Source organism: Alistipes sp. HGB5, from assembly GCF_000183485.2.
Classification (GTDB): Bacteria; Bacteroidota; Bacteroidia; order Bacteroidales; family Rikenellaceae; genus Alistipes; species Alistipes finegoldii.
The window spans coordinates 183,441-204,052 of the sequence record NZ_AENZ01000009.1; the positions used below are offsets into that span (position 1 = coordinate 183,441).

General features: G+C 61.0%; 19 protein-coding genes. 7 read left to right on the forward strand and 12 right to left on the reverse strand.

Annotated features, from left to right (window positions below):
- Positions 1-72: 72 nt before the first annotated feature.
- From HMPREF9720_RS01985 to HMPREF9720_RS02015, 7 genes are all read right to left on the reverse strand, one after another.
- Positions 73-1,323, reverse strand: a complete 1,251-nt coding sequence (locus HMPREF9720_RS01985; protein ID WP_039939601.1) for a phosphatase PAP2 family protein — start codon at positions 1,321-1,323, stop codon at positions 73-75.
- 14 nt (positions 1,324-1,337) lie between these two features.
- On the reverse strand, positions 1,338-3,911 hold the full coding sequence (locus HMPREF9720_RS01990) for a calcium-translocating P-type ATPase, PMCA-type (protein ID WP_009596514.1): 2,574 nt from the start codon (positions 3,909-3,911) through the stop codon (positions 1,338-1,340).
- A 13-nt stretch (positions 3,912-3,924) separates the two neighbouring features.
- On the reverse strand, positions 3,925-5,358 hold the full coding sequence (gene rodA / locus HMPREF9720_RS01995) for a rod shape-determining protein RodA (RefSeq protein ID WP_039939574.1): 1,434 nt from the start codon (positions 5,356-5,358) through the stop codon (positions 3,925-3,927).
- A complete protein-coding gene (locus HMPREF9720_RS02000; protein ID WP_009596417.1) occupies positions 5,348-7,174 on the reverse strand; it encodes a peptidoglycan D,D-transpeptidase FtsI family protein in 1,827 nt (608 codons plus the stop codon). Before HMPREF9720_RS02000 ends, rodA begins: the two co-directional genes overlap by 11 nt.
- Positions 7,171-7,689 carry a hypothetical protein gene (locus HMPREF9720_RS02005; RefSeq protein ID WP_009596503.1) on the reverse strand — a complete coding sequence of 173 codons (519 nt, stop codon included), beginning with the start codon at positions 7,687-7,689 and terminating at the stop codon, positions 7,171-7,173. Before HMPREF9720_RS02005 ends, HMPREF9720_RS02000 begins: the two co-directional genes overlap by 4 nt.
- Positions 7,690-8,544 (reverse strand): rod shape-determining protein MreC, encoded by an 855-nt coding sequence (mreC, locus tag HMPREF9720_RS02010; protein WP_009596338.1) that lies wholly within the window; start codon positions 8,542-8,544, stop codon positions 7,690-7,692.
- Between the two features lie 94 nt (positions 8,545-8,638).
- Positions 8,639-9,658 (reverse strand): rod shape-determining protein, encoded by a 1,020-nt coding sequence (locus tag HMPREF9720_RS02015; RefSeq protein WP_009596510.1) that lies wholly within the window; start codon positions 9,656-9,658, stop codon positions 8,639-8,641.
- 197 nt (positions 9,659-9,855) lie between these two features.
- Between HMPREF9720_RS02015 and HMPREF9720_RS02020 the strand changes: the two genes are divergently transcribed.
- The 3 genes from HMPREF9720_RS02020 (at position 9,856) to HMPREF9720_RS02030 (ending at position 13,145) form a co-directional block, all read left to right on the forward strand.
- Positions 9,856-10,863: an NAD(P)H-dependent glycerol-3-phosphate dehydrogenase gene (locus tag HMPREF9720_RS02020; RefSeq protein ID WP_009596366.1), complete on the forward strand. Its 1,008-nt coding sequence runs from the start codon at positions 9,856-9,858 to the stop codon at positions 10,861-10,863.
- A 7-nt stretch (positions 10,864-10,870) separates the two neighbouring features.
- Complete coding sequence (locus HMPREF9720_RS02025; RefSeq protein WP_009596512.1) at positions 10,871-12,202, forward strand: glucose-6-phosphate isomerase; 1,332 nt, start codon at positions 10,871-10,873, stop codon at positions 12,200-12,202.
- Positions 12,203-12,338: 136 nt separating this feature from the next.
- Complete coding sequence (locus HMPREF9720_RS02030) at positions 12,339-13,145, forward strand: rubrerythrin family protein (protein ID WP_244264960.1); 807 nt, start codon at positions 12,339-12,341, stop codon at positions 13,143-13,145.
- Positions 13,146-13,166: 21 nt separating this feature from the next.
- Here HMPREF9720_RS02030 and HMPREF9720_RS02035 read toward each other — a convergent pair whose 3' ends face one another.
- Together HMPREF9720_RS02035 and HMPREF9720_RS02040 are read right to left on the reverse strand one after the other, a co-directional pair.
- Positions 13,167-14,057: a PHP domain-containing protein gene (locus tag HMPREF9720_RS02035; RefSeq protein ID WP_009596410.1), complete on the reverse strand. Its 891-nt coding sequence runs from the start codon at positions 14,055-14,057 to the stop codon at positions 13,167-13,169.
- Between the two features lie 124 nt (positions 14,058-14,181).
- Positions 14,182-14,907, reverse strand: a complete 726-nt coding sequence (locus HMPREF9720_RS02040; protein ID WP_009596327.1) for a YebC/PmpR family DNA-binding transcriptional regulator — start codon at positions 14,905-14,907, stop codon at positions 14,182-14,184.
- Between the two features lie 152 nt (positions 14,908-15,059).
- Between HMPREF9720_RS02040 and HMPREF9720_RS02045 the strand changes: the two genes are divergently transcribed.
- From HMPREF9720_RS02045 to HMPREF9720_RS02055, 3 genes are all read left to right on the forward strand, one after another.
- On the forward strand, positions 15,060-15,437 hold the full coding sequence (locus HMPREF9720_RS02045; protein WP_009596440.1) for a VOC family protein: 378 nt from the start codon (positions 15,060-15,062) through the stop codon (positions 15,435-15,437).
- A gap of 116 nt (positions 15,438-15,553) precedes the next feature.
- Positions 15,554-16,135, forward strand: coding sequence for an L-threonylcarbamoyladenylate synthase (locus tag HMPREF9720_RS02050; protein WP_009596392.1), 582 nt, complete (start codon positions 15,554-15,556; stop codon positions 16,133-16,135).
- A gap of 5 nt (positions 16,136-16,140) precedes the next feature.
- Complete coding sequence (locus HMPREF9720_RS02055) at positions 16,141-16,536, forward strand: acyl-CoA thioesterase (RefSeq protein ID WP_009596370.1); 396 nt, start codon at positions 16,141-16,143, stop codon at positions 16,534-16,536.
- On the opposite strand, the gene HMPREF9720_RS02060 is transcribed toward HMPREF9720_RS02055, so the two are convergent.
- A complete protein-coding gene (locus HMPREF9720_RS02060; protein WP_009596447.1) occupies positions 16,533-17,486 on the reverse strand; it encodes a DMT family transporter in 954 nt (317 codons plus the stop codon). The genes HMPREF9720_RS02055 and HMPREF9720_RS02060 overlap by 4 nt on opposite strands.
- A gap of 49 nt (positions 17,487-17,535) precedes the next feature.
- Between HMPREF9720_RS02060 and HMPREF9720_RS02065 the strand changes: the two genes are divergently transcribed.
- Positions 17,536-18,474, forward strand: coding sequence for a DMT family transporter (locus HMPREF9720_RS02065; RefSeq protein ID WP_009596346.1), 939 nt, complete (start codon positions 17,536-17,538; stop codon positions 18,472-18,474).
- Positions 18,475-18,531: 57 nt separating this feature from the next.
- Here the strand turns inward: HMPREF9720_RS02065 and HMPREF9720_RS02070 are convergent, their stop codons facing one another.
- Together HMPREF9720_RS02070 and HMPREF9720_RS02075 are read right to left on the reverse strand one after the other, a co-directional pair.
- Complete coding sequence (locus tag HMPREF9720_RS02070; protein ID WP_009596426.1) at positions 18,532-19,941, reverse strand: CCA tRNA nucleotidyltransferase; 1,410 nt, start codon at positions 19,939-19,941, stop codon at positions 18,532-18,534.
- Between the two features lie 4 nt (positions 19,942-19,945).
- On the reverse strand, positions 19,946-20,599 hold the full coding sequence (locus HMPREF9720_RS02075) for a GDSL-type esterase/lipase family protein (RefSeq protein ID WP_009596340.1): 654 nt from the start codon (positions 20,597-20,599) through the stop codon (positions 19,946-19,948).
- Positions 20,600-20,612: the final 13 nt, after the last annotated feature.

Genomic DNA, 20,612 nt, shown 5'->3' on the forward strand with positions numbered 1-20,612 from the left:
GCAAAAATATCCGGAACACAAAAGCGAATCCCCAGCCGTGATTCGCGTCCATATTTTAGGGGATTCAAGATCTCAGAACATCGCACTTACGGCCATGCCCAGCGTCAGTTTGTGCATCGCTACGCAGGAAGAGGAAACGAGCGGCGGAGCGACGTCGTAGTCGGCTGTAAAGCGCACGCTCAGATTGCGATTGACCAGATAGGTGGACGAAAAGCCCGTTCCGACCGTAAATCCGCCCCGGCCTTCGATCCTGTAGCCGGAAGTAGTGTAAGGTTTATAATGCTCATAACCGCAGAGAAGCTTCGAGCCGATGCGCCAGCGCGTCGAGAGCGGATAGGAAAAATAGGGACCTGCCGTCACGGAACAGCACTCGAATTCATCGTTCTGCGGGACGCCGTTTACGTTCATTTCCAGATTCGTCACCGCAAACCGCCCACCCACGCCGACATAGGGCGAGGCGAACCATGCACCCTGCACGCCGACCGTCGGTCCGACTTTGAAATCGGTGTGCATCCCCGCATAAGGCGTATAGGAGCCGGGAATGACCGTCAGCCCGACGGAAAACCCGACGAACGACGGATGCCGGTAGCGGTCGAAAACGACGTATGTTTCGCGGACCTTAAGCCCCTTCTCCTTGAATATCAGATCGGCGAGGAAATAGCCGAATTCGGTGGCGAGGATGCCGATACCCGCGCCTACCATGACGTCGCTCATCCAGTGGCGGTTGTTCAGTTGCCGCGTAACGCCCGTGAGGGTCGCCAGCGTATAGCCGCCGATGCTGTACCACGGACTGCGGTGCCCGTATTCCTTATGCAGCATCGTCGCCGTCATAAAGGCGGTCGCCGTATGGCCGGAAGGGAACGAATTGCGCGTGGAGCCATCGGGACGCATCACGCGGAAGGAGTACTTCAGCGAATTGACCGCCGCGGCCATCAGCCCGGCGGAGAAAGCGTCGGAGACCAGCATGCGTCCCCACGAGCTGCGGCTTTCGACGCCGCAGACCTTCATCCCGACCAGCAGGGCTGCGGGCGCATATTGCAGGTAATCGTCGTAATCGTGGTGGAACGACCTGACGTAACCGTTGCGCAGACGGCGGAAGTCGGTATCGTAAAGCGACACCACGGCTCCGCCCAGAATCAGCGGCACGGCGACGAAGGTCATGCGGTAACCTTTGGTCGAAGTCCGGCGGTCCACATACTGCGAGAAAGAACTTTCCGCCGCAGGGATCAGACACTCGTTGCCCAGACTGTCTTTAATCTGCGCCGAGACAGGACCGGAAATCAGGAACACCGCCGACAGACAAAGCAAAAAAGATCTCTTCATCCAGAGCCAGTCGTTCAACGTTTTCGCCGCAGGGCACGAATCGCTTCGCCGCCGATAGCCAGCAGCGAGGTGCAGCCGATGACGGCCGCCCATTCGCGCCACGCAAGCGGCTCGGTGCGGAACACCTCGCCGCCGAACTCGACGATGAGCACCTGTCCCGCGGCGATGGCCAGCAGGATGAGGAAAAACTCACGGCACCCGCGCAGGCAGGTAAAGACCGAATGGCACGTCTCGAAGCCTTTGGCGTTGAACATGTTCCAGAACTGCAGGAAAACGAACGTCGAGAAGAAAAGCGTCAGCTGGCGCACGGTGAGTCCGCCTGCGGTGATCGTCCACCAGAAGAGCATGCCCAGCAGGACGGCGACCATGATGCCGCCGCAGATGAAGAGCGTGCGGGCCATGCCGGGCGTAATGATGAACTCGTCGCGCGGACGGGGTTTTTCGAGCATCACTTCGGGATTGGGCGGCAGCGAGGCCATCGCCATCGCCGCAAAGGTGTCCATGATGATATTGACCCAGAGAATCTGCACCACCGTCAGCGGCATGTCGGTGCCGAAAACCGCGCCGACGAAGCAGATCACGATCGCCGCGAAGTTGATCGTCAGCTGGAAAAGTACGAAACGCTGGATGTTGCGGTAAAGCGAGCGGCCCCACATGACGGCCGTCGCGATCGAAGCGAACGAATCGTCGAGCAGCGTGATGTCGCTGGCGTCCTTGGCAACGGAGGTGCCCGATCCCATCGAAAGCCCCACGTTGGCGAAGTTGAGCGCCGGGGCGTCGTTCGTACCGTCGCCCGTCACGGCCACCACCTCGCCGCACTGCTGCAACAGACGCACGAGCCGCTGTTTGTCGAGCGGCCGGGCGCGCGACATGATCTTCAGTTCCCGCACGCGTCCGAGCAGCTCATCGTCGCTCATCGCCGCGAACTCCGTACCGGTCATGTAGTTGCGGTCGTTGTCGCGGGCGTCGTCCCACAAGCCGATCTGGCGGGCGATCTCGCGCGCCGTAGCGGGAGTGTCGCCCGTGACGATCTTGACGTCTATCCCGGCGTTCAAGCAGCGCCGCACGGCGTCGGGGACATCCTCGCGCACCGGATCGGAGATAGCCGCCACACCCGAAAAATGCAGCTGCGACGCCGCTACGGCACGCAGACAGTCGTCCTCGGCGGTTTCGGCCCACGCCACGGCGAGCGTACGCATCGCGCGGCCCTGAAACCCGGCCAGCTGCTCGGCGACCTGCGTATCCTTGCCGTCGGGGGCGCACATGGCGCGCACGATTTCGGGCGCACCCTTGACGCAGACGATCCGGCGGCCCGAAACGCCGCTTTCGATGATCGTCGCCATATATTTGCGTTCGGTCGAGAAGGTAAGCCGGTCGACGATCTTCGCCTCCGAGCGCAGGGGTTCGTAATCCTCGCCCTGCGAGCGCATCCACTCCAGCAGGGCGCCCTCGGTCGGGTTGCCTATAACGGCGCCCGAAGCGTCGAGGAAAGCCGTGGAGTTGGCGGCCACGATCTCGGCGAAATCATGCGCCGGAAGCGCATCGTAACGCACCAGTTCCTGCACGTGCATCCGGTTCTGGGTCAACGTGCCGGTCTTGTCGGTGCAGATGACCGTCACGGCGCCCATCGTTTCGCAGGCGTGCATGCGCCGCACGAGGTTGTTGGTCTTGAGCATGCGCCGCATGGACATCGCCAGCGACAGCGTAATGCTCATCGGAAGTCCTTCGGGAACGGCCATCACGATGATGGCCACCGAGACCATGAAAATGTGCAGCACCTGCTGCGATATTTCGAGCCAGTCGCGCTCGAACAACCCACCGACGAAGACCGCCTTGCCGAGCATGACGCAGAAAATAGCGACCGCAAGCGCAATGCCGGCCCGGCCGATGAGTTTCGAGAGGCGCGTCAACTGGCGGTTGAGCGGCGTCTGCTCGTCGCTCTGGACGGTCGCCTGCTCCGTGACGCGGCCCGCTTCGGTCGCATCGCCCACGGCCGTAGCAACCAGAACGCCGTAACCGTCCGCCACGGTCGTACCGCGCAGTGCGACGTTCGAAGGATAGGTCGCTTCGGAATCGAAATGCGCCTCGTCGACGGTTTTATCCACCTCCAGTTCGCCCGTGAGGGTCGATTCGTTGATGCGCAGCGACACAGCTTCGACCAGCTCGCCGTCCGCGGGCACGGTTTCGCCGCTTTCGATATAGACCACGTCGCCCACGACCACGTCGCGGCGGGGAATCTCGCGGATCGAGCCGTCGCGCATCACCTTGACCGGAATATCGTCGTTGACCTGATTCAGCCGGCGGAAACGCCGCATGGCGTCCCACTCGAACCAGAACCCGACGCAGGTCGCCAGAATAATGGCGCATATGATGCCGATCGACTCGGTGAAATCCTTGTGAACGGACCCGATGGCAAGCGACAGCACCGCGGCCAGCAGCAGAATGCGGATGATCGGGTCCTTGAACTTCTCGACGAAAAGCTTCCATGCCGAATCGTCTTTGGGCGGCGTGATGACGTTGTCGCCATGCGTCCGCCGGCTGTCTGCGGCCTCTTGCGAGGATAAACCTTTGGGATTGTAACGGATCATTGGTATGCAGTATTTAATTCAGGGAAAACTGCCGCGTCGAAGCGTCGAGCCGCACGGCGATGAACAACAAAATGGTAAACGCAATAAGCGACGAACCGCCATAGCTCATGAACGGCAACGGAATGCCCATCACGGGCATCAGGCCGATGGTCATGCCCACGTTCACCAGCACGTGGAACAACAGGATCGCGGCCACGCAGTAGCAGTAAATCCGGCCGAAAGGCTCCTGCTGCCGTTCGCCCATGCGCATCAGGCGCAGGATCAGCATGCAGAGCAGGGCCAGCACGACCATCGTCCCCAGAAAGCCCCACTCTTCGCCGACCGTACAGAAGATGAAGTCGGTATGCCGTTCGGGCACGAAGCCGTACTTGATCTGCGTGCCTTCGAGGAATCCCTTGCCCCAGAACCCGCCCGAACCGATGGCGATTTTCGACTGATTGACGTTGTAGTCCGTGCCGAGGGGATCGCTGATGATGCCCAGAAAACTCAGGATGCGGTCGCGCTGGTGCTGTTTGAGAATCGAATTGAAGATATAGTCGGTGGTGGGGAGGAAGATCATCGTGCAGAGAAAAAGCCCCACGGTAATCAGGGTGCTGCTCAGGTTCATGCGGAAGGCATAGACGAGCACGCCGACCAGCGACAGCAGCGTCACGGTCAGCAGGCAGGCGTGCAGGTCCATCACGCCGGGCGCGACGAGCGCCATCGTCATGCAGAGCAGGATGCTCGCCAGCGCCAGCGACGCCAGATAGATCAGGCGCGAGCACCACTCCCCGGTCATCATCGCTTCGGAGAGCGTGCAGACCAGAATGATCGACACGAGCAGCGTCATGGGCGAAAGCAGGAACGACACGATGAACAGCGCGGCGATCAGCAGCACCGGAATGCAGAGCCACTTGTTGAGTCCCTCGCGGTAAAGCACGAAGAGGAACGAGCCGAGCACGATGCCCGAACCGGTGTCGTTCTGCAGGATGATGATGAAAAGCGGGATGCAGATCACCACGCCCACCTTGAAGAGGTCGCCCGGACGGTTGATCGAGAAGGAGTAGGCGCTCATCACGCGGGCCAGCGCGAGAGCCGTGGCGATCTTCACGAATTCGACGGGCTGCAGGCGGAACGAACCGAATTCGAACCACGCCTTGGCGCCATTCACCTCGCGGCCGAACAACAGCGCGCCCAGCAACAGCGCCAATCCCGCGAAATAGGCCGGATAGGCGAACATATGGTAGAACCGTTCGTCGAGCAGCAGCACCACGAGCGCCGTGGTCCACGCCACGCCGATCCACATCAGCTGCTTCATGTAGAAGTGCGAGAAGGAGAAGATATCGGCCGTGCCCTCGTCGTACGACGCCGAGGTGATCGACACCCACCCCGCCAGCACGATCAGCACGTACAGCAGGACCGTCCAGAGGTCCACTCCGTAAAAGATACTATGGCGGTTAGCGGTCATACGAAGGGTAATAGATGTTCATATTCTTGATATGCTCCAGCAGGGCCGGACGGCGGATCGTGTCGGTCAGGTAGTACTCCTCCAGCAGACTGGCGATCGGCAGGGCCGCCGAAGCGCCGAAACCGCCGTTTTCGACATAGACCGAAATGGCGATCTTCGGATTGTCCTTGGGCGCGAACGAGAGGAAGGTCGAGTGGTCGCGGCCGCGGGGATTCTCGGCCGTACCGGTCTTGCCGCAGACGTCGAGTCCTTCCAGACGCGCCGCCGTGGAGGTGCCGCCGACGTTGACGCCCCGCCACATGCCGTCGACGATCGGTTCGAAGTGCTTGGGATCGACCTTGGTATAGTGGCGTTCGTAAAAACGGCGGTCGAGCGAATCCTGCCCCTCGATCTTCTTGACGATATGCGGAATGTAGTAGTAGCCCCGGTTGGCGACGATGGCCGCGAGATTGGCCAGCTGCAAGGGCGTACAGCCCAGCGCATCCTGACCGATGGCCAGCGAAATGACCGTCAGCGAATTCCACGAACCCCTGTACTGGCGGTCGTAGTACGAGCGGTCGGGCACGTAGCCGTTGCCCTCGTCGAGGAAGTCGGAGCCGAGTTTGCGGCCGAAACCGAAACTCTCGACATACTCTTTCCAGACGTCGTAGCCGTCTTTCACGCTCTCGTATTTGCGGTTGTCGAGAATGTCGCGGAAGACATAGCAGAAATAGGCGTTGCACGAGGTCGCCACGGCGAAGCGCAGGTCCAGCGGCGAAGCGTGGGCGTGGCATTTCATGCGCCGGCGGCCGACCTGATAGCCTTCGTGGCAGACGTGCAGGTCCGAGGGCCTGAGCACGCCCTCCTGCAGCCCGATCAGGCCCTGCACGAGCTTGAAGGTCGATCCCGGCGGGTATTTGGCCTTCACGGCACGGCTGAAAAGCGGATGCCGCTTGTTGTAGATCATCTTCATGTAGTTGTTGCCGCGCTCCCGGCCGACCAGTTCGTCGGGATCGTACGTCGGCGAGGAGACCATCATCAGTATCTCGCCCGTCGAAGGTTCGATCGCCACGGCCGCCCCGACCTTGCCGCGCATCAGCTCCTCGCCCAGCAGCTGCAGGCGGGCGTCGATCGTGCTGACGAGGTAGCGCCCCGGTTCGGGCAGCGAGTCGTAAACGCCGTTCATATAGGAACCCTTGATCGCCCCGTGGGTGTCGATCTCCTGAATCTTCACGCCTTTCCGGCCTTTCAGCAGGGGTTCGTAAGCCGACTCCACGCCGCTCATACCCACATAATCGCCGGACTTGTAGTCCGGGTGGCGCTTCAGGAAATCGGCGTTCACCTCGCCCACGAATCCCAGCAGGTTGCCGCCCACCTTGCGGGGATAACGGCGGACCGTACGGTAGACGGCATAGAATCCCCGGAAGTTGCATTCGTCGAAACGCAGCTTGTCTTCCTTGGAGATATAGCTCGTCACCACGCGGGGCGCACGGGGGCGCATCCGGGCATTGGCAAGCTCCTTTTCGAGCTTTTCGCGCGAAAGGCCCAGCACCTCGCACATGCGCAGGGTGTCGAAGCCCTTCTTGTCGATCTCGCTGTAGATCACCATCAGGTCATAGCACTCGCGGCTCTGGACCAGATACTCCCCGTTGCGGTCGAAGACTTCGCCGCGCGGCGGATACTGCACCACATGGCGCAGCACGTTGGCTTTGGCCAGTTCGTTGTAGCGCGAGTCGACAAGCTGGATATAGGCCAGACGGCCGCCGATCAGCAGGAAGACGAAGAGCACCACGCACTGCAGGGTGCGCATCCGGACGAATCCTTCGGAGTCTCTCATACGCGCACGGGAAGTTTTGCGGTGAAAATACGGGCGATAATCCAGATAAAGGCCACCGACACGGCGCCGCTGACGACGATACGCACCAATGTACGCACGAGGTGCATCCACGAAAGGGCCTCAAGCGAGAAGAATACGGCATGGTGCAGGAGCACCAGCACGATCAGGTAATTCAGGAATACGCGCCGTCCGAGCCGCCCGGCGCAGGGGACGCCGCCTTCGCGGAGATCGTCACGGGTATACAGCGTCCGCAGGAGCGCCGGACGCACGAAGGCGACAAGCAGCGTGGCAATGGTGTTCACGCCCGCGGCTCCCATGGCGAAATCCATCGTCACGCCCATGGCCAGTCCCGATGCGAGCAGCACCACGGGCGGCGTATCCAGCGGCAGCAGGGCGACGAACGCCACGTAGACGAGCGGATTGAGGTAGATGCTGATCGACAGGTTGTCGAACAGAAAGACCTGCAAAAGCACCGTCACGACGAAGAGCGAAATGTATGGAAGCGTTCTGTGCATTTAGTTCAGCCGGGTATGTTGTTCTACTTTTTCACTGTTCTGCAAATCGCGGATTTCGGTCAGGTCGCGGTTCTCGACCAGAATCACATCCGTCAGGCGCGACATTTCGGCCGCCAGCCGCACGCGCACCTTGAAAGCCGTGCGGGTTTCGTTCAGCTCGGCGCTTTCAACCCAGCCGATCAGCACGTCGGCGGGAAAATACTGCGAGAAGCCCGTGGTCACGACCTCTTGTCCGGGCTGCGGATCGGCGTACTTCGACAGTTCGTCCAGCACCACGGTGTGAGGGTCGGCGCCGTCCCAGTAGATCGAACCGAAATAATCGGAGCCCACCAACTTGCCGCTGGCGCGGAACGAAGTGTTGAGCACCGACATCGCCACCGAATAGCGCTCCGTGCAGTCGACCACATAGCCCGCCATCGAGCCGTCGGACGCCAGCAGCGCCATCTCCTCGGCCACTCCGTCGCGGCGGCCGCGGTTGAGAACGACGAGGTTCTGCGCACGGTTGACCGTATTCGAAGCCACCGAGGCGGTGATGACGCGGTATTTCGAGATTCCGACGTCCTGCATGTAGCTGTCCAGCCGCGCGGCGGTCTCGGCCTCCTCGTACACGGCCAGCCGCTCTTTCATCTCGGCCATGTGCGCGAGCAGGTCGCGGTTCTCGCGTCCGAGCGAAAAGTAATGCCGGATGTCCGCGAACATGCCGTGCACGCCGCCGACCACCTGATTCGAACGCGCCAGCAGCCGGGCCTGCGTGTAGTAGGTCGAGTGGGCGTAATAGCTGACGGCTATCACTTCGAGCACGACGAACAGCACCATGACATAGATGCTTCGGATAAACTCTAAGAGCTTGCGCACGGTTTCTCGTTAATTTAAGATTGCGGACACTATGCCCGCAATCCGTATTCATTTATTCACCTCTCACCTCCGGTCCGGCCGGAGTGCGTTACAACTATTTCATTAAGAACGAGAAGCGGTTGATGTTCTTCAGCGCGATGCCCGTACCGCGCGCAATGGCGCGCAGGGGGTCTTCGGCGATGTGGAACGGAATGCCGGTTTTCTCGTTCAGACGCCGGTCCAGCCCCTTGATCAGGGCGCCGCCGCCGGCCAGATAGATGCCGTTCTTCACGATGTCGGCATACAGTTCGGGCGGCATCGATTCGAGCACCTTCATCAGCGCGGCATCGATCTTCGTGAGCGACTTTTCGAGCGCATAGGCGATCTCGCTGTAGCTGAGCGACACGGTCTGGGGCAGGGCCGTCAGCATGTTGGGACCCGTCACCACGAAGTCTTCGGGCTCCTCGTCCAGATCGGAGACGGCCGCACCGATCGAACACTTGATGGCTTCGGCCGTACGTTCGCCGATACGGATATTGTGCTGCTGGCGCACGTAACTCTGAATGTCGTTGGTGAAGACGTCGCCGGCGGTGTTGATCGACTCGGAGCAGACGATGCCGCCCAGCGAGATGCAGGCGATCTCCGACGTGCCGCCGCCGATGTCGATGACCATGTTGCCTTCCGGAGCCTCGACGTCGAGACCGGCGCCCAGCGCCGCGGCCATCGGCTCGTAGATCATGTAGACCTCGCGGCCGCCGGCATGCTCGGCGGAGTCGCGCACGGCGCGGATTTCGACGTTGGTCGAACCCGACGGAATGCAGATCACCATACGCAGCGAGGGGGCGAAGAGACTGCCCGAAGTCTTGACTTTCTTGATCATGCCGCGCAGCATCAGCTCCGTGGCGTTGAAATCGGCGATCACGCCGTCCTTCAGCGGCCGGATCGTCTTGATGTTAGGGTTGGTCTTCTCGTGCATCTGGCGCGCCTGATGGCCGATGGCCACGACCTTGCCCGTATGCACGTCGAGCGCCACGATCGACGGTTCATCGACCACGACCTTGCCGTTGTAGATTATCAGCGTGTTGGCCGTACCGAGGTCGATGGCCAGCTCCTGTGTCAGTGAAAAAATTCCCATAGTGCTACACCCAACTGTTATATTTCCTTAATTATTTTATAATCAACGTTCTGTATCTCGCCCGGCCTAACCTCCCGCCGGGGCCGCCGCCGTAAGGCGACATATCCGGACAAAGGTAACAAAAAGCGAGGGATATTTTTACATTTTTTTATTATTTTTTTTGATTACATTTGTAGACCGAAACAATCGATCCTTACATGGAATACAAAATCGGAAAAGAGGCCCGCTGCGCCGTGATCGGCTACGGCAGCTGGGCGACGGCTATCGTGGGGCTGCTCGCCGCGAACGAAGCCCGCGTAGGCTGGTACGTCCGCAATCCCGAAGTGCTAGAAGGACTGCTCGCCGAAGGCCGCAACCCCCGCTATCTGAGCGACGTGGAGTTCGACCGCCGGCGCATCGCCCCCTCCGACGACCTCGACGAGGTGGTCCGCGAAGCCGACATCGTCATTCTGGCCACTCCGTCGGCCTACCTCAAGACGTTCCTCGAACCGCTGACGGTCTCGCTGCAGGACAAATTCGTCGTCTCGGCCATCAAGGGCATCGTTCCCGGCGACTACAAGACCATCGTCGAATACGTTCACGACCGCTACGACCTGTCGTACAAACAGATCGGCATCATCACCGGCCCGTCGCACGCCGAGGAGGTCTCGCGCGGCAAGCTCTCCTACCTCACGGTGGTCTGCACCGACCCGGAGAACGCCCAGATGCTGGGCGAGAAATTCGCCACGGACTACATTCACCTGAGCTACTCGACCGACCTGTACGGCATCGAGTACGCCGCCATCCTGAAAAACATCTACGCCCTCTCGGTCGGCATCGCCGTCGGGCTGGGTTACGGCGACAACTTCCTCGCGGTGCTGATCGCCAACAGCGCCGGAGAGATGCGCCGTTTTCTGGAAGAGAGCTACCCGGCCGAGCGCGACACGCTGGTGTCGGGCTATCTGGGCGACCTGCTGGTGACCTGCTACTCGGTCTACAGCCGCAACCGGCGGCTGGGACTGCTCATCGGCCACGGCTGCACGGTCAAAAGCGCCCTCAACGAAATGACGATGGTCGCCGAAGGCTACTTCGCCGCCGACTGCATCCGTCACATCAACGCCCGCCACAAGATCGAAATGCCGATCGCCGAAATGGTTTACAACGTGCTCTACCAAGGGGCTTCGGCGCGCAAGTGCATGAAAGAACTGACATCCAAATTAATTTGACAATAACATGGAAACTCTGAAATTAGACATCTCCAAAACGGGCGTTGCGGTTTCGGCCGCAATGCAGGCCAAGGCGCAGGCGGCCAACGCCCTGCTCGAATCGGGCAAGGGCGCCGGCAGCGACTTCCTCGGCTGGGTGCACCTGCCCTCGTCGATCACGCCCGACCGGATCGAAGCCATCGAGAAGCAGGCCGCGAAGCTCCGCGAGAAGGCCGAAGTGATCATCTGCATCGGCATCGGCGGCTCGTATCTGGGCGCCAAGGCCGTGCTCGAAGCCATGAGCGATTCGTTCAAGTTCCTGCACAAGAAGCGGACGGAACCCGTCGTGGTGTTCGCAGGCCAGAACATCTCGGAGGATTACACCCACGAACTGCTCGAAGCCGTGAAGGAGTACTCGATCGCCACGATCGTCATCTCCAAGTCGGGAACCACGACCGAACCGGCCATCGCCTTCCGCCTGATCAAAGCCGAGATCGAAAAGCGTTACGGCAAGCAGGAAGCCGCCGAGCGCATCGTGGCCATCACCGACAAGGCGCGCGGCGCGCTGAAGACGCTCGCCGACAACGAGGGCTACCCGACGTTCGTCATTCCCGACGACGTGGGCGGACGCTTCTCGGTGCTGACTCCCGTGGGCCTGCTGCCGCTGGCGGCCGCCGGCGTGGACATCGCCGCACTGGTGCGCGGCGCGCAGGAGATGGAGCGCGCGACGGCCGACGGCACGCCGTTCGAAAAGAACCCGGCGGCAGTTTACGCAGCCGTGCGCAACGAGCTGTACGAAGGCGGCAAGAAGATCGAGATTCTCGGCTCCTACGAGCCCAAGCTCCAATACATCAACGAGTGGTGGAAACAGCTCTACGGCGAGAGCGAAGGCAAGGACGGCAAGGGCATCTTCCCGGCCAGCGTGACGCTGACGGCCGACCTGCACTCGATGGGACAGTATATTCAGGACGGCGAACGCACGCTGTTCGAGACGATCATTTCGGTCGCCGAACCCGCCGGCAAGGTAGTCGTCGAAGCCGACGGAGAGAATCTCGATGGCCTCAACTTCCTCGCAGGCAAGCGCATTTCGGAGATAAACCGCATGGCCGAGCTGGGCGTGCAGCTGGCCCACGTGGACGGCGGCGTCCCGAACATCCGCATCGAGATTCCGCAGATCGACGCGCATGCCGTCGGCTCGCTGCTCTACTTCTTCGAGCGCGCCTGCGGCATCAGCGGCTACATCCTCGGCGTCAATCCGTTCGACCAGCCCGGCGTGGAGGCGTACAAGAAGAATATGTTCGCCCTGCTGGACAAACCCGGCTACGAAGAGGCTTCGAAAGCCATCAAGGCACGGCTGTAACAGTCGCACATAAGGCAAGAAGGCGGAGTCTCCGGACTCCGCCTTTTTATTTTGCCCGAATCTACCGGGGCCGTCCATGAAAAACAGCTTCCCGTTGGCACAAAAAATGCTTCCGGAAATTTATTCCACCGTCGATATGATTATGAAAGGACGTCCGTTATTGGTTCTGCTGCTGTTCGCGGCATCGGCAGTCATCCTCGCAGGGATGTACTACGCCGCGACGCGCGAGGGAACGACGACACGGCAGGACAAATGGGCCGGCGTGCTGTCGGACCTCGACGCATGCAGCCGCCGCAAGCACGTCAAATCGGCACAGTACGACCATTTCGCGGGCATCGCCCGGCAAGAGCGGGAGCACGACGCCGAACGGCTGTTCCGGGCCATGGCCCACGCCGAGCGACTTCAGGAGTACAACTGCGCCAACGCCATCGTCCGGCTCGGCGGCCGCTACGCACCGCCGGAGCGAGTCACCGTCTTCCACGGCACGACCGACGACAACCTGCGCCGGAGCATCGACTTCGCACGCCGTCCGCCGGAGGGGCTGCATGCAGACGACATCGAGCGCGCCCTGCAAAGCGGCAACCGCTATGCGGCCCGCGTGCTGATCTGGGCGAGGTCCGGGGACATGCGGCATCTGGCGCTGATGGAGACCTGCCGCCGCCGGCTGGCGGCCAACAGACCTGCGGGCACACAGGGCAACATCGCCGGCAGGAGGGCAAATAATGGCACGGCAGGCGCCCCGGCGAACGGGACGGCCCGCGCTTCAGGACGCGGAACAGCAGAAGGTTCGGAAAACAGTCGGCCGGACGCTACGGCAGACAACGCCCCGAAAGGCTATCTGGTCTGTCCGACCTGCGGCAACATCTATCCGGCGGGGTGCAGCGATTCCTACTGCCCCTGCTGCCTGACCGACGGGCGGAGGTTCGTCGCGTTCGAAGATTGACGCGCCACCGAATCCGGATTTTCACACGCCTTTCGCGAGCCGCGCGACCGAATCGGCAAGAGAGGATTCCCAGCGCGCGTCGCATCCGAACCGCCCGACATGGATCAGGGGCTTGGTTTTGCCGTGGAAATCGCTGCCGCAGGTCATCAAGGCCCCACGGCGCCGGACCAGCGGCGCGAAATAGGCGATCTGCCGATCATCGTGGTAATTATTGAAAACTTCCAATCCCTCGGCCCCGCGCTCCAGCAACTTCTCGACGATACGCTCCCGGCCCCGCAGATTGAGTCCGGGATGCGCGACCACCGGCACGCCCCCGTTGTCGCGAACCAGCTCGACGGCGTCGCGGAAGTTCATATATTCCATCGGGACGAAAGCGGGCCTGCCCTGCGCGCCGAAGTCGAGGTAAAAGTTGATATAGGGCATATCTCCGCGCACGCCGCCCTCCCGGTAGGGAGCCAGCAGCGGCGTATCGCACGCGGCGTCGGAGAGCATCACTTCGGCGATCAGCTCCATCGTCGGCAGTTTGCCCGCCGCGGCGGCCAGCACGGCCTGCTCATCGACGGCGAAGCCCAGCCGACGGAGCTTCCCGACCGTCTCGCCGAACGACGCCATGACCTTGGCGGCGACGGTCTCTTCCAGCGCACGGAAATCGGGAGACTTCCAGTCGATGCCATAGCCCAGCAGATGCAGGTCCGTACCCTCGAAGCTGCAATCGATCTCGATACCCGGCACGAACTCCAATCCGGCCTGCAAAGCCCCGTCGCAGGCTTCGTCCAGCCCCCGCACGGTGTTATGGTCCGTCAAGGCGAAGAGGTCAACGCCCCCGGCGGCGCATTTGCCGACGATGTCGGCGGGACGGAACTCTCCGTCGCTGCTGTATTGCGAATGAATATGTAAATCGGCACGAATCATAAGCTACAATTATTACGGGCGCCCCTTTCAGGAATATAAAGATAAGGACAAACGGCCGCAAAACAAAATCCGCCCCGGACGGGCTTGCCGTTCGGGGCGGAGCGTATCGTCCTGAGGCGGGAAACTACTCCTCCTCGACCTCCTTCATGTTGTGGTAAACGTTGGTCACGTCGTCGTCCTCTTCGAGTTTCTCGACGAGTTTCTCGATCGACTCGCGGCCTTCGGCGTCCAGTTCCTTCGTATCGGTGGGCAGGTAAACCGACTCTCCCGACACGATCTCGTACCCCTTGTCGTCAAGCCATTTCTGAATGGCGCCGAACGACTCGTAGGGGGCGTAAACCGTAACGCCGTCCTCTTCGGGATAGAACTCGTCCACACCCAGATCGATCATCTCCAGTTCGAGCTCCTCCATATCGACGCCTTCGGCCGGGCGGAACTTGAAGACGCACTTGTGGTCGAACATGAACGCCACGCTGCCGCTGTTGCCCAGCGTACCGCCGCATTTGTTGAAATACATGCGCACGTTGGCCACGGTGCGGTTGGTGTTGTCGGTCGCGGTCTCCACGAGGAATGCGATGCCGTGCGAGCCGTATCCTTCGTAGATGACCTCTTTGTAATCGGCGGCATCTTTCTCGGTGGCGCGCTTGATGGCGCGTTCGACGTTCTCCTTGGGCATGTTCTCGGCCTTGGCATTCTGCATCAGAATACGCAGACGGGTGTTGCCCGAAGGATCGGGTCCGGCGGCCTTGACCGCGATCTCGATCTCTTTTCCCAGTTTGGTGAACGTGCGGGCCATATGTCCCCAACGCTTCATTTTACGCGCTTTGCGATACTCAAAAGCTCTTCCCATATGAATTTTTCGTTATTATTTTTCGTTCGTGGTGCAAAGGTATAAAATTAAGAATTAAAAATTAAGAATTACGGCCAAAATTTATTATGCGCGGCGCGTATGCGGATTTTGGGATATTTGTGTAATTTTGCGCAGCACTAAATCCGGTAATTATGGAAATCAAAAGCAGATTCGACCATTTCAACATCAACGTCACCGACCTCGGACGCAGTCTCGAATTTTACGACAAGGCGCTGGGCCTGAAAGAAACAGACCGCAAGGAAGCGGGCGACGGAAGCTTCATACTGGTTTATCTGGGCGACGGGCAGACGGGATTCCGCCTCGAACTGACATGGCTGCGCGACCACGCCGGAGCCTATGAACTGGGCGAAAACGAGAGCCATCTCTGCATGCGCGTGGCGGGCGACTACGACGCCGTCCGCGAATACCACCGCGCCATGGGCTGCATCTGTTACGAGAATCACGACATGGGGCTTTATTTCATCAGCGATCCCGACGACTACTGGATCGAGGTGCTGCCCGTAAAATAAGCGGAATACCCATACGGCGTCATTCCGCGCCGCCGGCCGAAGCTGCGGCGTGCGAAACGGCGCAAAACCGCGGCGCATGCGGCCCGAAAGGCGGCGGCGCGTCAAAACAAACACCTATGCAAAACAACACCGAATTGCAGCGGGAGGCCGACGAGGCGGTCCGCGTGATGAAAGCGGGAGGCATCATCCTCTACCCCACCGACACGGTCTGGGGGCTGGGCTGCGACGCGACCAACGCCGAAGCCGTGGAGCGCATCTACAAACTCAAACGGAGCGAAAACAAGAAGTCGATGCTCGTGCTGTGCGCGTCGGCCGACATGGTCGTGCGCTACGTAAACAAGGCTCCCGGCATCGCGTTCGAGGTCATGGAGCTGGCGACCAGCCCGCTGACGGCGATCCTTCCGGGAGCGGCCGGCGTCGCCGAGAACCTGATTCCCGAAGAGCGGACGCTCGGCGTGCGGATTCCCGACCACGAATTCTGCCGCCGGATACTGCGGGGGCTGGGGCGGCCCGTGGTCTCGACCTCGGCCAACATTTCGGGCGAGGCGACGCCCGCAGGACTCGCCGAAGTGTCGCGCGAGATCATCGACGGCGTCGATTTCGTCGTCAATCCCCGCTTCGAGGGCAAGCCCACGAAAAAGGCGTCGTCGATCATCGCCTTCGGCGAGGGCGGCGAAGTGAAAATCATACGCGAATAACACACATGGCAAAAACGTTGGAAACCTCCATCCAGAAGCGCTTCTCGGACGTCGATCCGTTCCAGCATGTGAACAACGTCTCGCAGCAGATGTATTTCGACGTGGGAAAAATGGAGTATTACGAAAAGATACTCGGCGACGAGGTGCTGCTCGGCGATCTGCGCATCGTCACCGTCTCCACTTCGACCTCGTACATGGATCAGATCCGCCTGCACGACAGGGTGCGTGTCACGACCACCTGCGAGAAGATCGGCAACAAAAGCCTCACGCTCTTCCAGCGGCTGCTCGCCGGCGACCGGGTGTGCAGCGAGAGCCGCTCGGTGATGGTCGCATTCGACTTCTCGCGGCAGCAAAGCATGCCCGTGCCCGACGCGTGGCGCGAACGCCTGCTGGCGGACTAGGCCCGCAGCTTCCCGTCGCTGCCCACGGGCGGCAGTCCGTGGCGGACGTAATACTTATAGCCGATCACCACCAGCACCACGCCTGCGAAGATGAAGACAAGGGCCACGACGTTGGCCGTGTCGAAGACGGCCTGCCCGCGGACGACGGCCAGAATTCCGGCGGTCACCGGCTGGATATAGCGGTAGAGGGCCGTATGTACCGAGGTGAGTTTCTCCGTACCCCGGTACAGCAGGTACATGGGCAGGACCGTGCCCAGAATCAGGATATAGGCCAGTTCGGCCTGCGCCTGAAGGGGCAGTTTCAGGAACTGCGTATGGGCGATGTATTTCCAGAAGAATGGCGCCGTCACGGCCAGTCCGATGATGTAGTACCACCCCATCACCACCAGCGTTCCCAGCCGTTCGAGCTGGGGTTTGATAATCACCGTATTGATGGCGATCGCCACCACGGCCACCAGCACCAGTGCGTTGCCGTAGGCGCGGCTGCCGTGGGTGAGCACGAACCCGTGGTCGAAGAGCAGGACGGCGGCGCCGATCAGGGCGCAGACGACGCCCACGACCCGCGCCCTGATGTATTTGTGCGGGTGCATCAGGTGGTCCGTGATCAGCGTCACGGCGGGACCGAGGGTCGAGATGATCGAAGCGTCGATGGGCGAGGTGTAGGACGATCCCCACAACAGCATGTACATCCAGCCGTAGACAATCAGCATCGTGACGATCAGGATATTGCCCGCGTCGCGCCAGCGGATGCGGAACGACTGCTTCGAGAAGAGCGCGAAGGGAATGAAGAACACCGCCGCCGAAAGGACCTGAAGCATGAATATCTGCTGGAAGTCCAGATAATTGCGCGTAAGGGAGACATAGAACGAAAAGTTCGCTCCGAAAAAGAGGTTGGCAAATACCAGATCGATATTGTAACGCGTTTTGCTCACGGGAATTCCGAGGGGCAATTATTACACCAAATTTTACCTATATTTGCCGCGTCAATCCCGCAATGACATGGACAAAGGAAAACTGAAAGGCCACGCGGCCCTCTGGGTCGCAAATCTCGTCTGGGGCCTCAACGCGCCCATCGGCAAGAGCGTGCTCTGGTCGGAGCACAACCCCGGCGGGGTCAGTCCGTTCGCGCTGAGCGTCTACCGCATGCTGGGAGCCTGCCTGCTGTTCTGGAGCGTCTCGCTTTTCCTGCCCCGCGAGAGAGTCGCACGGCGCGACATCGTGCTGCTGCTCTTCGCGTCGGTGTTCGGCATCCAGCTCAACCAGATGCTTTTCCTCTGGGGGCTGTCGCTCACCTCGCCCATCGACTCGTCGATCATCGCCACGGTGGTCCCCGTACTGACGATGGTGCTGGCGACGCTGTTCCTGCGCGAGCCGATCACATGGCTCAAGGCGGGCGGCGTGTTCCTCGGCTGCGCCGGGGCGCTGCTGCTGATTCTGGTCAGCCGGCACGGGACGGGGCACACGAGCAGCGTCAAGGGCGACGTATTGTGTCTCGTCAGCGCGGTCAGCTACGCCACCTTCCTCACCGCTTTCCGCAACGTAATCGTCAAATATTCGCCCGTAACGACCATGAAGTGGATGTTCCTCTTCGCGGCCGTCGTCGCTGCCGCGGTCTATTACCGGCCGCTCGCGGCCGTGGACTACGCCGCGCTCGCGCCCCGGACATGGGCCGGAATAGGCTACGTGGTCGTCTGCTCGACCTTCCTCTCCTACTTCATGGTGCCGATCGGACAGCGTTACCTGCGGCCCACGGTGGTGTCGATGTACAACTACGTACAACCCGTCGTGGCGGTGCTTTTCTCGGTTGCAATCGGTCTCGACTCCTTCGGGTTCACCAAGGCCGCGGCGGCCCTGTGCGTCTTCGCCGGGGTCTGGCTGGTGACCAAATCCAAATCGCGGGCGCAGGTGGAGGCGGAAGCGGGCATGAAAAAAGGTTGAGCCGCAGCGGCCCAACCTTTCGATTCACGAATACGCCCCGGACGGCCGGGCCCCATTCTACGGGTTCTGCCCCCCGGCCTTCGTCAGCCCCTTCTCCGCCGCCAGCCGCTCCATCAGGGCGTAGGCCGCGTCGTAATCGTTGGGGATTTCGCCGTCGAGAATGGCGTTCTTGATCACCTCCTTGATGTCGCCGATAGCACGGCAGGGGCCGATGCCGTAGGTCTGCATGATGATCTCGCCCGTGATCGGAGGCTGGAAGTTGCGTATGCGGTCACGCTCCTCCAAATCCTTCATCTTGCGGCGCACCAGCTCGAAATTGGCCAGATAGCGTTTGACCTTGGCGTCGATGCCCGAAGTGATGTCGGCTTCGCACAGGATCATCAGCTGCTCCACGTCGTCGCCCGCCTCGAACAGCAGACGCCGCACGGCCGAGTCCGTGACCAGATCTTCGGAGAGGATGATCGGCCGCAGGTGGAGGAAAACCAGCTTCTGCACGAATTTCATATGCTCGTTGAGCGGCAGCTTCAACTGCCGGAAGATCGCCGGCACCATCTTCGAGCCGAGCACCTCGTGGCCGTGGAACGTCCAGCCGACCTTGGGATCGTAAGCCTTCGTCAGCGGCTTGGCGATGTCGTGCAGCACGGCGGCCCAGCGCAGCCACAGATCGCCGCTGCGGCGGGCGACGTTGTCCAGCACCTTGAGCGTATGGATAAAATTGTCCTTATGGGCATGCGCGCCCCGCTTCTCGACGCCCTTGAGGTTGTGCATCTCCGGGAAAATCAGCTCCAGAAGCCCCGTCAGCTCCAGCAGTTCGAAGCCCATCGAGGGTACGGGCGAAAGGACGATCTTGTTGAGTTCCGCAGCGATGCGTTCGCGCGACACGATCCGGATGCGGTGCGCATTGCGGCGGATGGCGTCGAAGGTCTCGCCTTCGATCGTGAACCCCAACTGCGACGCGAAGCGCACGGCCCGCATCATGCGCAGCGGGTCGTCCGAGAAGGTAACGTCGGGATCGCACGGCGTGCGGATGACGCACTCTTCGAGGTCGTCCATGCCGTCGAACGGGTCTACCAGCTCGCCGAACGAACCGGCGTTGAGCGACCACGCCATGGCGTTGATCGTGAAGTCGCGGCGGCGCTGGTCGTCTTCGAGCGTGCCCGCCTCGACCTGCGGTTTGCGCGAATCCTGCGTATAGGACTCACGGCGGGCGCCCACGAACTCGACCTCGACGCCCTTGTGGCGGAGCATGGCCGTGCCGAAGGTCTTGAATACCGAGACCTTGGCGTGCAGTTCGCGGCCCAGCGCTTCGGCCAGCGCGATACCGCTGCCCACGACCACCACGTCAATGTCGGTCGAGGGACGGCGCAGGAAATGGTCGCGCACGTAACCGCCTACGACGAAAGCCCTCACGCCCTGCTCTTCGGCCAGACGCGAGATTCGCCGGAATATGGGATTCGTCAGCGGCACGCGGCTACCTCACGAATTTTTCGATCACCGTCTTCCACGCCAGATAGCCCTCGCCCATCAGGTGCAGGCCGTCGTTGGTGTACTGCTTGTCGAGCATGCCCTTCTCATCGACCAACGCGGAATAGACGTCGACATACATCACGTTCTTGCGCCCTTCGCAAAGCGTTTCGAGCAGCTTGTTGGTCTCGATGATCTCGGCGCCCTTCTTCCAGTGGTTCTTCGGCTTGGCCTTCGTATCCACGCCGTTTACGGGAAGGATGCTCTGCACGTAGATCTTCGTCCACGGCGACTCCTCGGCGAAACGGTCGAGCAGTTTTTCGACATTGGCGGCGACCTCTTCGGGCGTGATGCCGACGGCCAGATCGTTGGTGCCGATCATCAGGAACAGCTTTTTGGGATGGCCGTTGATGATCGGATCGAGCCGGTCGAGCAGCCAGCCGGAACGGTCGGCGCTGATGCCGCGGTTCTTGACATGGCGGTTGTTGAACAACTCGGCCCACTCGCCGCCGTCGGTGATGCTGTTGCCGAGGAAAACGATGTCGTTGCCGCGAATCGGCAACTGCTCGAAAAGACTGCGTTTCTGGTAGTTGTATTCGCTCTGGGCGAACGATGCGGCAGCAAGGAGAAGCGCCGCGGCAAGGAGAACGATTTTTTTCATGGTCGGCTTCTTT

Bases quoted from the DNA above. Each gene is read 5' to 3' on its own strand.
- HMPREF9720_RS01985 (WP_039939601.1), bottom strand. From the start codon at position 1,323: ATGAAGAGATCTTTTTTGCTTTGTCTGTCGGCGGTGTTCCTGATTTCC.
- HMPREF9720_RS01990 (WP_009596514.1), bottom strand. From the start codon at position 3,911: ATGATCCGTTACAATCCCAAAGGTTTATCCTCGCAAGAGGCCGCAGAC.
- rodA (WP_039939574.1), bottom strand. From the start codon at position 5,358: ATGACCGCTAACCGCCATAGTATCTTTTACGGAGTGGACCTCTGGACG.
- HMPREF9720_RS02000 (WP_009596417.1), bottom strand. From the start codon at position 7,174: ATGAGAGACTCCGAAGGATTCGTCCGGATGCGCACCCTGCAGTGCGTG.
- HMPREF9720_RS02005 (WP_009596503.1), bottom strand. From the start codon at position 7,689: ATGCACAGAACGCTTCCATACATTTCGCTCTTCGTCGTGACGGTGCTT.
- HMPREF9720_RS02015 (WP_009596510.1), bottom strand. From the start codon at position 9,658: ATGGGAATTTTTTCACTGACACAGGAGCTGGCCATCGACCTCGGTACG.
- HMPREF9720_RS02020 (WP_009596366.1), top strand. From the start codon at position 9,856: ATGGAATACAAAATCGGAAAAGAGGCCCGCTGCGCCGTGATCGGCTAC.
- HMPREF9720_RS02025 (WP_009596512.1), top strand. From the start codon at position 10,871: ATGGAAACTCTGAAATTAGACATCTCCAAAACGGGCGTTGCGGTTTCG.
- HMPREF9720_RS02030 (WP_244264960.1), top strand. From the start codon at position 12,339: ATGATTATGAAAGGACGTCCGTTATTGGTTCTGCTGCTGTTCGCGGCA.
- HMPREF9720_RS02035 (WP_009596410.1), bottom strand. From the start codon at position 14,057: ATGATTCGTGCCGATTTACATATTCATTCGCAATACAGCAGCGACGGA.
- HMPREF9720_RS02040 (WP_009596327.1), bottom strand. From the start codon at position 14,907: ATGGGAAGAGCTTTTGAGTATCGCAAAGCGCGTAAAATGAAGCGTTGG.
- HMPREF9720_RS02045 (WP_009596440.1), top strand. From the start codon at position 15,060: ATGGAAATCAAAAGCAGATTCGACCATTTCAACATCAACGTCACCGAC.
- HMPREF9720_RS02050 (WP_009596392.1), top strand. From the start codon at position 15,554: ATGCAAAACAACACCGAATTGCAGCGGGAGGCCGACGAGGCGGTCCGC.
- HMPREF9720_RS02055 (WP_009596370.1), top strand. From the start codon at position 16,141: ATGGCAAAAACGTTGGAAACCTCCATCCAGAAGCGCTTCTCGGACGTC.
- HMPREF9720_RS02065 (WP_009596346.1), top strand. From the start codon at position 17,536: ATGGACAAAGGAAAACTGAAAGGCCACGCGGCCCTCTGGGTCGCAAAT.
- HMPREF9720_RS02075 (WP_009596340.1), bottom strand. From the start codon at position 20,599: ATGAAAAAAATCGTTCTCCTTGCCGCGGCGCTTCTCCTTGCTGCCGCA.